The 12,340-nt window shown below is 44.8% G+C and carries 11 protein-coding genes; 3 read left to right on the plus strand and 8 right to left on the minus strand.

What is annotated here, in order from left to right; all coding sequences use genetic code 11:
* The first annotated feature begins 13 nt into the window (after positions 1-13).
* Entirely contained in the window at positions 14-325 is a 312-nt protein-coding gene (locus GVN16_RS19395; RefSeq protein WP_166565591.1) for a rhodanese-like domain-containing protein, read from the plus strand.
* A gap of 63 nt (positions 326-388) precedes the next feature.
* On the opposite strand, the gene dtd is transcribed toward GVN16_RS19395, so the two are convergent.
* The 3 genes from dtd to GVN16_RS19410 form a co-directional block, all read right to left on the minus strand.
* Positions 389-841, minus strand: coding sequence for a D-aminoacyl-tRNA deacylase (gene dtd, locus GVN16_RS19400; RefSeq protein WP_166565592.1), 453 nt, complete (start codon positions 839-841; stop codon positions 389-391).
* Positions 838-2,193: a magnesium transporter gene (gene mgtE, locus GVN16_RS19405; protein ID WP_166565593.1), complete on the minus strand. Its 1,356-nt coding sequence runs from the start codon at positions 2,191-2,193 to the stop codon at positions 838-840. The genes dtd and mgtE overlap by 4 nt, the downstream gene beginning before the upstream one ends.
* 125 nt (positions 2,194-2,318) lie before the next feature.
* Positions 2,319-3,077 (minus strand): NrtR DNA-binding winged helix domain-containing protein, encoded by a 759-nt coding sequence (locus GVN16_RS19410; protein WP_310587446.1) that lies wholly within the window; start codon positions 3,075-3,077, stop codon positions 2,319-2,321.
* A 213-nt stretch (positions 3,078-3,290) separates the two neighbouring features.
* Here GVN16_RS19410 and GVN16_RS19415 point away from each other — a divergent pair, with 213 nt between their 5' ends.
* Together GVN16_RS19415 and GVN16_RS19420 are read left to right on the plus strand one after the other, a co-directional pair.
* Complete coding sequence (locus tag GVN16_RS19415) at positions 3,291-6,977, plus strand: ThuA domain-containing protein (RefSeq protein ID WP_229244259.1); 3,687 nt, start codon at positions 3,291-3,293, stop codon at positions 6,975-6,977.
* 51 nt (positions 6,978-7,028) lie between these two features.
* On the plus strand, positions 7,029-8,039 hold the full coding sequence (locus GVN16_RS19420) for a sugar phosphate isomerase/epimerase (RefSeq protein WP_166565595.1): 1,011 nt from the start codon (positions 7,029-7,031) through the stop codon (positions 8,037-8,039).
* Positions 8,040-8,112: 73 nt separating this feature from the next.
* On the opposite strand, the gene GVN16_RS19425 is transcribed toward GVN16_RS19420, so the two are convergent.
* The 5 genes from GVN16_RS19425 to GVN16_RS19445 form a co-directional block, all read right to left on the minus strand.
* Positions 8,113-9,165 (minus strand): sugar phosphate isomerase/epimerase, encoded by a 1,053-nt coding sequence (locus GVN16_RS19425; RefSeq protein WP_166565596.1) that lies wholly within the window; start codon positions 9,163-9,165, stop codon positions 8,113-8,115.
* A 114-nt stretch (positions 9,166-9,279) separates the two neighbouring features.
* Positions 9,280-9,618 (minus strand): DUF5615 family PIN-like protein, encoded by a 339-nt coding sequence (locus GVN16_RS19430; RefSeq protein WP_166565597.1) that lies wholly within the window; start codon positions 9,616-9,618, stop codon positions 9,280-9,282.
* Positions 9,615-9,839, minus strand: a complete 225-nt coding sequence (locus tag GVN16_RS19435; protein ID WP_166565693.1) for a DUF433 domain-containing protein — start codon at positions 9,837-9,839, stop codon at positions 9,615-9,617. Before GVN16_RS19435 ends, GVN16_RS19430 begins: the two co-directional genes overlap by 4 nt.
* 64 nt (positions 9,840-9,903) lie before the next feature.
* A complete protein-coding gene (locus GVN16_RS19440; RefSeq protein WP_166565598.1) occupies positions 9,904-11,049 on the minus strand; it encodes a Gfo/Idh/MocA family protein in 1,146 nt (381 codons plus the stop codon).
* A gap of 80 nt (positions 11,050-11,129) precedes the next feature.
* Positions 11,130-12,320, minus strand: a complete 1,191-nt coding sequence (locus tag GVN16_RS19445) for a Gfo/Idh/MocA family protein (RefSeq protein WP_166565694.1) — start codon at positions 12,318-12,320, stop codon at positions 11,130-11,132.
* Positions 12,321-12,340: the final 20 nt, after the last annotated feature.

Raw genomic sequence — 12,340 nt, forward strand, 5'->3', positions numbered from 1 at the left:
ATTTTCTAAAAAAATGAACACTAATTTCGACATCACAGCCGAAGAGTTAAGAGATCTAATTGAAGGAGAAGAAGACATCGTTCTATTCGATGTCAGAAATCCTGATGAGTTCCAGGAAGATAACCTGGGTGGAATCCTTGTGCCACTCGGTGACATTGCTGACAGTCTCGAAGAGTTTGAGCCTTACAAAGGCCAGGACATTTACATCCATTGCAGAAGTGGTGCAAGAAGCGGCCGTGCGAAAGAATATTTAATTTCACAGGGTTACGACAAGGTACACAATGTACTGGGTGGTATTATGGCCTATAGATCATTGGAAGATTAATTTTTAATGTAGGCCCGTGCTTCGAGGCACGGGCCTACATTAAATAGCGGGCAAGCCCGCTATTTAAATTTTGTTTTTAGAATCAATGATGATCGTCACGGGGCCATCATTGAGCAACGCTACCTTCATATCCGCCCCGAACTCTCCTGATTGTATTTCTTTACCTGTTTCTTCTTTTAATTTTTCTTTCATTGCTTCATAAAGAGGAATGGCCAGTCCGGGTTTTGCAGCTTCGATAAAAGAAGGTCTGTTTCCTTTTTTGGTAGAAGCATGTAAGGTAAACTGCGAAATAATCAGGATATCTCCATCTACTGCTTTCAGGTCCAGATTCATCTTGTCGTCAGCATCTGAAAACACCCTCAGTCCGGCAATCTTTTTAGAAAGCCACTCCACATCTTCCGCCGTATCATCCTGGTGAACTCCCAGTAAAATCAAAAAGCCGAGGCCTATAGACCCTTTAATATTCCCGTCGATGGTGACAGAAGCCTCTGTTACACGCTGAATAACCGCAATCATAAATGCAATAATAAATAAGCAATAAAGAAGTAAGTACTGATGCCGATGAGGTCATTGGCGGTGGTGATGAAAGGTCCGGAGGCTATTGCCGGATTAATGCCCATTTTATCCAGTATTAAAGGAGTGATGGTTCCCATGAATGAAGCCAGTAAAACGACAGACAACAAAGAAATACACACCACCCAGAACAACTGGGGCTGCCCTACAATATAAACATACGAGCCTGCCAGCACACCGATGATAATGCCGTTGATCAAGGCTACCAGTAAAATTTTAGAGAGACGTTCACCAAGACTCATGGTCAATCCTGAACGCTCCGCCAGCGACTGTACAATAAGCGAAGAGGTCTGAATACCTACGTTCCCGCCCGTAGACCCCATAATGGGGATAAACATAGCCAGGGCACCTACTTTGCTCAGAATTCCTTCAAAACTACTGATGACCGAGGCTGCCAGAAGGCTGCCGATGGCTCCGATCACCAGCCAGGGTATACGTGCCTTGGCTAAAACCCACACTGAGTCATCTTCCTCCGCCTCACCCGTGATACCGGCCATCACCTGGATGTCTTCCTCCGCTTTTTCCGTAATAAAATCGACCACGTCATCAATGGTGATCCTGCCGAGTAATCTTCCGAGTGAATTTACCACCGGAATGGCTTCAAGGTCATAACGCTGCATGAGGTCTGCCACTTCCGCACCCGACTTGGTGGTGTCTACAAATACAATATCGTCTTCAAAAATATTCTCTACTTTGGTATTTTTTCTGGCCAGTACGATCTGCTTCAAAGAAACAATCCCTTTCAGCCTTTGCTCTTCATCTACCACGTAGACGGCATATACTTTATCTACATTCTCAGCCTGCAGCCTGATTTCTTCCACACACTCACTCACGGTCTGGGTGGTAAATACTTTTACCAGCTCTTTCTGCATCAGACCTCCGGCTACATCTTCAGGATAATGCATCAGGTCGATGATAAATCTGGCCTGTTCCCTGTCTTCTAATAAAGCAATGACTTTCTCACGGATCACGATGGACTGTTCGTTCAGTAAATCCACCGCATCATCAGAATCAAAGAGGTTTACATATTTGGCAATTTCTTCGACGGTAAATTGTTCTTTAATGAAACGCTTCCGGTCATCCGAATCTATATTGGATAAAACCTCTGCTCCTTTTTCGGTTTCGAGCAACTGAAAAAGAGTGTGTGCTTCAGGGCCGTTGAGTTCAAACAAGAGACTGGCTATATCGGGAGGATACAAATCATCAAGTTCTGAGTTCAAAAAAACAAGATCGTTTTTTGAAACCGCCTCCTCTATTTTTTCAAGATAATCCTTGGTGAGTTCAAACGTTGCCATGTTCAGAACCTTTAAAATGTTATAAAATGCAAATTTGGTCAATAAACATAAGTAAATCAACTTTAACCCACTAAATGATTAAATAATAATATAACCTTAAAAGATTTAAAAAGCGAAAATAAGGGTCAGTTTCCGGAGGCAGGGCCGGCTTTGAATTTATACAGATACGGAGCTTTATTGGCCGCCCCGGTATACAGTTTTTCCACCCTTTCGAGAATACCGAGATTAAGCATTTTACGCTGGAAATTATTACGGCGGAAAGGTGTATTTAAAATGGTCTCATAAAGACTCTGAAGCTCGTTCATGGTGAAGGTTTCGGAAAGGAGATTGAAGCCTACGAGCTTATGGTCCAGCATCAATTGTAGCGTTTCGAGGGCTTTTTCAGCAATTTCCCGGTGATCAAAACCCATTTCGGGCAGCTGTCTCACATCACACCACTCGTACATTTCTGAGAAACGGTCCGTCACCGGTTTGATGACAGAAAAGTCAACAAGTGCGTAATATCCGACGGAGACATATCTTTTCAGTAACCAGCTGAAATCGGCCACGTCGAGATCGTTATTCTCCAGGAATTTCTTCATGGTATCGATCGTAGCCCTCCCCGCATCTCCAAAAACCCGGAACTGCTCCAGGTAAATATCCGTGAGGCTTGTCCGCTCTCTCAAAACCCTTTGTGCAGCCTCATCGACGCCCTCCGTCTGTGCCACCAGGCCTCCCGGTAAAGTCCAAAAATCATACTTACGGGGCTTGAGCAATAATACTTTCAACTGGTGATCATGAAAACCGAATATAACACAATCGACAGACAACTGGGGAATATACATTTCTCCACCCAGCCTGGCATCCATTGATGATACATTAAAAAGTTCTCCTGTAATTTCCATGTTGAATAAATAGGTTTCGGGCAAAAATAACAAAATAATTTGGACGGCGGAAAAAAAGCAATTATTATTGTCTCACATTAAGACAATAATATTACTGATCTTATTTTTTTTGACATTATTACAATTTTAACCAACGTATTAAAAGGGATGAAGAAAATTTTCGATTTTACATTTAAAAAACCGGTCAAATCCCTCCTGATGGTTCTGGGATTGATGGTTTCAGGGCTTGCCCCCTCCTATGCCCAGGCACCTCCTGCCAAAAGGGTCCTGGTGTTCAGCAAAACAGCAGCTTTTCGTCATGCCTCTATTGAAGCCGGCAAGGTGGCTTTCACTAAAATGGGTCAGCAAAAAGGCTTTGCGGTAGACCTTACAGAAGACGCCGCCAAGTTTAACACCGACAACCTGAAACGCTACCAGGCGGTTATTTTCCTCAATACAACGGGTGATGTTCTGAATGCAGAGCAGCAGGTTGATTTTGAGCGTTACATTCAGGCCGGTGGTGGCTATGTGGGAATACATGCCGCTACAGACACAGAATATGGCTGGCCATGGTACGGCAAACTGGCAGGAGCTTATTTCCTGGATCACCCTATGCCGGATAATGTACAAAAAGGCAAGTATATCGTAACCATGAAAAACCACTGGGCTACCAAGGGAATGCCTGATGAGTTTGAAAGAAAAGATGAATTTTACAGCTTCAAACAAATCAATCCGGACATCAATGTCCTGTTGAAAATAGACGAGAAATCCTATCGCGGCGGAAGCAACGGCGACAACCATCCGATGAGCTGGTACCAGGATTTTGACGGAGGAAGATCATTCTATACAGCCATGGGGCACACTGACGAAACTTTCTCTGAACCTTTATTCCTTGATCACATCTATGCGGGTTTAAACTATGCCATGGGTGGAGATAAGCCCAAAGCACTGGATTACAGCAAAGCGAGACCTGAAGAAAACAGGTTTACAAAAGTAGTGCTGGAAGAAAAACTGAACGAACCTATGGAACTTACCCTGCTTCCTGACGGACGCGTCCTGTTCATAGAACGCCACGGAGCGGTAAGAACCTATAACACAAAAACAAAACAATTAAAAACAATTGCCAATCTGCCTGTCAGTACCAAATACAAAGACAAGGAAGGCAAGGTGTCAGAAGGAGAAGATGGTCTGATGGGTTTGGGAAAAGACCCGGATTTTGCCAAAAACAACTGGATTTATCTTTATTATTCAAATCCGGGGGAAGAAGCCAAGAATATCCTGTCCAGGTTTGACCTGAAAGGTGACAACCTGGTGATGGAATCTCAAAAAGTATTGCTTGAAATCCCGGTTCAGAGAGAACAATGCTGCCACACAGGCGGCTCTATTGCCTGGGATAAGGCTGGTAATCTTTACCTTTCGACGGGTGACAACACCAACCCTCATGGTTCAAACGGGTTCAGTCCGAGTGACGAACGACCTGGCCGCTCTGCCTGGGATGCTCAGAAATCATCCGCCAACACCAATGACCTCCGCGGAAAAATCATCCGTATCAAACCTCTGGCTGACGGTACCTACAGCATTCCTGAAGGCAATTTATTCCCCAAAGGCACGCCTATGACCCGTCCGGAGATTTATACCATGGGGCACCGTAACCCGTTCAGAATCTCAGTAGATAAGAAAACCGGTTTTGTATACTGGGGTGAAGTGGGTCCTGACGGAAGCAAACCTGCAGACGACCGTGGCCCGGCGGGTCACGATGAAGTAGGGCAAGCCCGAAAAGCGGGCAACTTCGGATGGCCTCATTTTGTAGGAGACAACAAAGCCTACAACAAATTTGATTTCACAACCAATAAGTCGGGTGAAAAATGGGATGTTAACGCACCGAGCAATACTTCGCCCAACAACACGGGTCTTAAAGTATTACCTCCGGCTCAGAAAGCCTTTATATGGTACCCATATGGAGAGTCTCCTGAGTTTCCGCTGGTGGGTAGCGGCGGACGTAATGCCATGGCAGGTCCTGTTTTCTACAGCGAAGACTTCAAAACTGCCGCCAGGGCATTTCCTAAATATTACGAAGGCAAGCTACTGATCTATGAATGGATGCGTGGATGGATCATGGCGGTGACTATGGACAAAGACGGCAACTACACTTCAATGGAGCGTTTTATGCCAAGCTATAAATTCAGCAACCCCATGGACATGGAGTTTGCTGACAATGGAGATCTTTATATGCTGGAATACGGCTCCGGCTGGTTTACAGCCAACGATGATGCCCGTTTGATCAGAATTGAATTCAATGGTGGCAACAGAAAACCAAACATCCAGTTGACGGCTGACAAGATGGGCGGTGCGATTCCGTTTAAAGTCAACCTGAGCTCAAAAGGAACTGCAGATCCTGATGGGGATGCTTTGAAATACTCCTGGAAGGTTACTTCTAAAAACGGTTTTGTGAAAGTGCTCAATACCCCTGACGCGTCTCTGACCCTTACCAAAGCAGGAATATACAAAGCTACTTTGACTGTCAATGACGGAAAAGGTGAAATCAACAGCCAGTCAATCGAAATATCTGCGGGTAATGAACCGCCTGTTCTGGCCTTTGACCTTCCTAAAAGCAACAAGACATTCTTCTTCCCGAACAAGTCTTTTGATTATGAAGTAAAAGTCAATGACAAGGAAGACGGCAGCCTGTCCAACGGCAAGATTTCTGCTGAGCAGGTTTCTGTCAACATAGATTTCCTTCCTGAAGGATTTGATAAAATTGCGATTGCACAAGGCCACAGATCGGCGGATGCTTCTGCCGGATTTGCCAAAGGCAAAAAACTGATCGAAGCCAGTGACTGCAGGGCTTGTCACAGCGTAGATAAGAAATCTATCGGGCCAAGCTATATCCAGGTGGCTCAGAAATACAAAGGCGACGCAGGTGCGTTGGAAAGACTCAGCAAAAAAGTTATTTCCGGCGGTAGCGGCGTCTGGGGTGAAACAGCCATGGCGGGGCACCCGCAGCTTACTGCCAGCGAAGCCGGTGACATGATCAAATACGTACTGAGTCTGGCCGACGAAAAAGCTAAAGTGAGCTCATTGCCGGTCAAAGGCTCTTTCACTACCAAGGTTCCGGCAACAGATAAAGGACAGGGTGTTTATATCCTGAGGGCTTCTTATGAAGACCAGGGAGCCAACGGCATTCCTCCTTTGGTGTCTGAACAAACATTTACCCTGCGTAACTCCAAAATGAGCCCGCATAAATTTGACAAATTCGAATCGGTTTCTAAAATGTCATTTGGCGGTAACGAACTGGCTATTCCAGGAAAATCAGGCTCATATATGGTTTTAAACCAGGTAGATCTGACAGGCATAAAACAGCTGGTGATGGGTGTTGCCGCACCTAAACCACAGTTGAATGCCCAGGGAGGAAACATTGAATTCCGGATAGACTCCCCTACCGGGAAATTGCTCGGCGAGTCAGGATTTATACCGCCTGTGGAAGAAATGAATTTTGCAGGAAAACCGGCCGTTATCAATATTGCCCCTACTGAAGGTGTTCACGATGTTTACCTGGTATATCAAAATCCAAAATCAGAAGGCCAGACCCTGATGGTCGTGATGGGAATTGAATTTAAAGCAACAGTGGAAGACGAAGCCAAACCGGAAATTAAGGCTGCTGCCGCACCGGGATATGAGGAATACGCCGGTAAATACAAAATGGAAGGCCTTCCTTTCGAATTTATTGACGTGACGACAAAGGATGGCAAACTCTTTATTGATGCAGGAGGACAAGGCGGAGAGGTCAAACCCACCTCAATTGCCGACCAGTTTGATGCCAGCGGAAAAGCCACGGTCGTTTTTATCAGAGATGAAAAAAGCAAAGTAGCCAAAATCAAGGTATTGGTGATGGGTTCAGATTATCAGGGAGTAAAACAATAATAAACCAGGGGAGTTTGCGACGGCAAACTCTCTTTTTTTCTACTATCAGCAATGAAAAACAAAGAAGAAATATTCGCAGAAAACGGGTTAAACCGTCGTGATTTCCTGGGACAAATTGGTATGGCCGCAGCTGCCACGTTGATTTCCCCATCTCTTTTTGCCCAACCTAAACCATGGTTTGAGATTTCCCTGGCAGAATTCTCACTTGCAGGCTCATTATATGGCGGCAAACTCAAAAATATGGACTTCCCGGCTAAGGCTAAAAATGACTTTGGTATCAGTGCCGTAGAGTACGTCTCAGGATTCTGGAATGGTAAATCACAGGATCAGGCTTATCTTAACGAGCTTAAACAGAGAACGGGAGACCTGGGCGTCAGGAATGTCCTGATCATGGTGGACGGCGAAGGCGACCTGGGAGCCAGTGATGCAGCCAAAAGGCTGAAGGCTGTAGAAAACCATTACAAATGGGTGGATGCTGCCAAATTCCTGGGATGCCATGCCATCCGCGTGAACATGGAAGGTGACGGAACTCCCGAAGACATCCTGAAACAAGGGGTGGAAGGCTATGGTAAGCTGGTTGAATACGGTAAAAAAACAGGTATCTCAGTGATCATCGAAAATCATATTTCGGTGTCTACCAACCCTGACTGGCTGGCCAGGCTACTGAAAGAGGTCAACAGCCCTTATGCGGGCAGCTTACCTGATTTCGGAAATTTCACAGAAAGGGAAAAACCAAAGACCATGACGCTGGAAGGCTTTATGAGTGCGAAAATCCTGAATGATTATGATAAATATGAAGGTACCCGCAAATTGATGCCGTATGCAAAAGGCGTGAGTGCCAAAACCCATACTTTCGACGAAAAAGGAAATTGTACCGATGTTGATTTCAATAAAATGATGCCTATTGTTAAAAAAGGAATCACGAAAAACTTCAAAGGATTTATCGGCATTGAATATGAAGGAGGTTTCATGAAAATGATGGGAGCCAAAGGCGACTATCTGTCTGAAGATGACGGCATCAAAGCCACCAAAGCATTGCTTGAAAAAGCTCAGGCTTTGTAAAAATTAAAATCCTGTATAAAACAAAAGACCTGGTCCGTTACGAACCAGGTCTTTTTTATTGAACTTAAAAGTCTTAAATTCCCAGAACTTTACGATTGACTGCTTCATCAGCACCTGTAGCCGCGAAATCATCAAAAGCTCTTGTAGCTACTTGAATGATGTGGCTTTCGATAAACGGTGCTCCTTCGGCTGCTCCCTGCTCAGACGACTTGATGCAACATTCCCACTCTAAAACGGCCCAGCTGTCGTAATCATACTGAGATAGTTTAGAGAAGATGGCACCGAAATCTACCTGGCCGTCACCCAATGATCTGAAACGTCCGGCACGGTTTGCCCATCCGGCATAACCGCTGTAAACACCTTGTTTTCCTGTCGGGTTAAACTCGGCATCTTTAACGTGGAATGCTTTGATCCTGTCATGATAGAGGTCGATAAAGGCAAGATAATCAAGACTCTGCAACACAAAATGTGACGGGTCATAATTGATGTTGGCACGTGAGTGTCCACCAAGATAATCTACGAACATTTCGAAAGTGGTACCGTCATAAAGGTCTTCTCCCGGGTGCAATTCGTAACAGTAGTCTACGCCATTGTTGTCGAACTCGTCCAGGATAGGCTTCCATCTCGAGGCCAGTTCTTTGAATGCCGTTTCGATCAAACCTGCAGGTCTTTGTGGCCACGGATATAAAAACGGCCAGGCCAATGCTCCTGAGAAACCAACATGAGAGCTGAGTCCGAGATTTTTAGAGGCTTTTGCAGCATATAAAAGCTGATTTTTTGCCCATTCTCTTCTTGCTGGCTCATTTTTATGTACCTCTGCCGGAGCAAAAGCATCATACATGGTATCATAAGCCGGATGTGATGCGATCAACTGCCCCTGAAGGTGAGTTGACAACTCGGTAATTTCCAGGCCTTTGTCTGCCAGTTTACCTTTCAGTTCATCACAATAAGTTTTAGATTCGGCCGCTTGCTTCAGGTCGATCACCCTGCCGTCCCAAGTCGGTAACTGGATACCTTTGTAACCCAGATCCGCCATATAGTCGGCAATTGTATCCAAAGAATTAAACGGGGCCTCATCACCCAGAAACTGAGCTAAAAATATACCTGGTCCTTTTATTGTTTTCATTTGTTATTATTTAAGATTGAGTGATTTGTGTTGACCCATCATTACAAGTACCATAATGCATTAAACTCCAAATTCACACTGAATTTATATTCACACCACTTTAAAACCGAGACGTTACAATCTGTAAATTTCAAGTAACCCTACATCAGGATTGTCGTTAAACTCTAAAATCGTCTCTTTGTTTCTTATCAAAATATTGGCAAGCTCAGAATTCGGCAAGTTGCCTGTTCTGACCCAAATTACTTTGGGAGGATAGCCCATTAAAAGATATAGTTTTTCAAAATCGTCATCCTGTGTAATTACGGTCAGGCCATTTTCTTTACAATATCTCCATATCTGATTATCGCTTGCTTCAAAGAGGTCAACTTCCTTTACTGTCAAACAAAATTCAAATTCTGTTTTAAGTAGATTCACGACCCTGTGTGAAATATTTTGATCAAAGAGAAGCTTCATGCAGCAACAAACTGAGTCCTTTGCTCTCTTGCAGCGGCAAACGCCAATACCGCCAGAATGTCGTCTTGTGTTAACTCCGGATAATCCTCTAAAATATCATCAAAAGACATACCGGTAGCCAACCAGCCAAGAACATCTCCAACGGTTATTCGCATTCCACGGATACAAGGCTTACCACTCCGTTTTCCCGGGTCAATAGTTATTATATTTTTGTAATCGATCATGCCTATCATTTTTATTCTAAACAAATTTAATCATTTTAGCATTCAATCACTAATTACCTATTTACACCGTAACCCAGCCCTGCTTCTTATTACTTTCGAGAATTCTCTCACAAATCAGCAATTCGCGATATCCGTCAGCAAAGGTCGGAAACTTCGGATTTTCAGGTTGTTTACCGGCCTCTACAGCGGCATATACTTCTTTGAACAATTGTTTTGAAGTATCTCCGAAACCTTCGTTGTGCCCGCCAGGATAAGTGATCAGAGAACGAACCTCTTCATGCACCAGTGAAGGGTCACGGATCAGCATGGAGTTAGCTCCGTCACGTTGTCCGATCCAGATTTCGTTAGGGGCTTCAGAGTTCCAGGCCAATGTCTTTTTAGAACCTGCAATTTCTACTTTCAATTGATTTTTTCTACCGGCAGCCACTTGTGACACAGTTACAGAACCACGGTTACCATTGTCAAACCTCAGCAAAACGTTCGCGTGATCTTCCGTATTGATAGGCACATCCGCGTAGTCTTCCGGCTGAAGCATTTTACCTGAATAAGTTTCAAGCGGCTTCAAAGGTTTCTTACGGATTTTGTGAACTGTATTGAAATCGGCCATCACTTCTACAGTCTTAAGGCCCGTTACATATTCAATAAGGTCAAGCAAGTGAGATCCGATGTCTGCAATGGCTCTTGAATCACCCGACTTGTCCGGTTCAAGACGCCAGTTGTAATCTGTCTCATAATATAGCCAGTCCTGAAGATAGGAACCGATGATCGAGTAAACATCTCCCAATTCACCTTTTTCCTGCATGATCTTCATCTGTCTTACCAACGGATAATATCTCAGGTTAAAGTGAACGGCATTTACCAGGCCCGTTTCTTTGGCAAGGGCTACCAATTCTTCAGCTTCATGAAGGTCCTTAGCCAATGGTTTTTCGCATACCACGTGTTTCCCGGCCAGTAAAACGGCCTTCGATTGTGAATAATGCAGGAAGTTAGGGGTACAAATATGCACACAGGCTATATCTTCCATCGCCAGCAGCTGCTCAAAAGTACAAGGTCTTTCGATACCCAACTGAGCCGCTTTGGCAGTAGCCAGTTCGATATTTACTTCGCACAAAGCCACTACTTCGATATTAGGAAGTCTCCTGAGTGCTTCGATATGGGCTGGCCCGATAAAACCCGTGCCCACAACTCCAACTTTAATTTTTGACATTTTTGATTTAAGAGGTTTGAGGTTATTGAAAAACGCTCTGACCATTCTGACCAGATCTCAACAACAAATTGATACTTATATTAAATTTCGAATTTTGTCCATTTGGTTTCAGAGTCAGCAGATTTAAGCACAGTCTGGATAAAGCCCATGCCTCTCAACCCGTCATCAACACCTGGGAAATCGTGAATTTCAGGATTGTAGCCTGTAGAAATCGTATGTTCATTGCCCAGGTTTCCGGTAGCTGTGGCGTTGCCTTCATCACCCCATTTGGCACGAAGAGCAAAAGCAAAGTTCCGGTAGATATTGGCAAATGTTTCTACATAACCCTCCGGGTGTCCGGCCGGCTGGCGGGTATGTGCCTGAGCATGTGCAGACAGGTTACCGACTCCGGTTCTGATAATTCTTGAGCCGTTTTCCTGGTTGGTCAGTTCCAGTGTGTTAGGTTCCATCTGACGCCATTTAAGCCCGCCGGTTTCACCATAAATCCTGATATTAAGGTCATTTTCCTCACCGTTGCAAATCTGGCTGTCGTGCAATACGCCTTTGGCTCCGTTATCGAACCTCAAAAGGATATTGGCATCATCATCCAGCTGACGGCCTTCCACAAAAATGGTCAGATCAGCACATAATTCAGTGATTTTCAATCCTGTAATATATTCAGCAAGGTTCTCCGCGTGGGTTCCGATGTCTCCTACCCCGCCTGCAGCACCACATCTGGCCGGATCGGTTCTCCATGAGGCCTGTTTCTGCCCGGTGGCTTCCACCAGCTGAGACAGCCATCCCTGAGGATATTCCACGATTACTTTTCTTATTTTTCCGATAGCCCCTGATCTTACCAGGTGCCTGGCTTCTTTCACCATCGGATAAGCGGTATAATTATGAGTCAGTGCAAACAGCAGTCCTGAAGATTCAATAATAGGCTTAAGGGCCTTGGCTTCTTCCATCGTCAGCGTAATGGGTTTATCCATCACGAGGTGGAATCCGTTTTCCAGTACAAACTTGGCAGCAGGAAAATGGACGTGGTTCGGCGTAACAATAGAAACGAAATCCATCCTGACTCCTTCAGGAAGTTCCTTTTCTTTCAATACCATTTCTTCATATGAGCCATAAACCCTGTCGGCAGGAAGATACAGGGCCTCACCAGTGGCTTTTGATTTTGCAGGATCAGAACTAAATGCTCCACAAACCAGCTCGATTTCTCCATCCAGAGCCGCACCGCGACGGTGAACCGCTCCAATAAAAGCCTCGAGGCTTCCACCGATCATCCCCATTCTAATTTTTCTATGCATAA

The sequence above is a fragment of the Emticicia sp. CRIBPO genome, assembly GCF_009905725.1.
Lineage (GTDB): Bacteria > Bacteroidota > Bacteroidia > Cytophagales > Spirosomataceae > Leadbetterella.

Bases quoted from the DNA above. Each gene is read 5' to 3' on its own strand.
- GVN16_RS19415 (WP_229244259.1), top strand. From the start codon at position 3,291: ATGGTTTCAGGGCTTGCCCCCTCCTATGCCCAGGCACCTCCTGCCAAA.
- GVN16_RS19445 (WP_166565694.1), bottom strand. From the start codon at position 12,320: ATGGGGATGATCGGTGGAAGCCTCGAGGCTTTTATTGGAGCGGTTCAC.
- GVN16_RS19440 (WP_166565598.1), bottom strand. From the start codon at position 11,049: ATGTCAAAAATTAAAGTTGGAGTTGTGGGCACGGGTTTTATCGGGCCA.
- GVN16_RS19425 (WP_166565596.1), bottom strand. From the start codon at position 9,165: ATGAAAACAATAAAAGGACCAGGTATATTTTTAGCTCAGTTTCTGGGT.
- GVN16_RS19410 (WP_310587446.1), bottom strand. From the start codon at position 3,077: ATGGAAATTACAGGAGAACTTTTTAATGTATCATCAATGGATGCCAGG.
- GVN16_RS19420 (WP_166565595.1), top strand. From the start codon at position 7,029: ATGAAAAACAAAGAAGAAATATTCGCAGAAAACGGGTTAAACCGTCGT.
- GVN16_RS19430 (WP_166565597.1), bottom strand. From the start codon at position 9,618: ATGAAGCTTCTCTTTGATCAAAATATTTCACACAGGGTCGTGAATCTA.
- GVN16_RS19395 (WP_166565591.1), top strand. From the start codon at position 14: ATGAACACTAATTTCGACATCACAGCCGAAGAGTTAAGAGATCTAATT.
- dtd (WP_166565592.1), bottom strand. From the start codon at position 841: ATGATTGCGGTTATTCAGCGTGTAACAGAGGCTTCTGTCACCATCGAC.
- mgtE (WP_166565593.1), bottom strand. From the start codon at position 2,193: ATGGCAACGTTTGAACTCACCAAGGATTATCTTGAAAAAATAGAGGAG.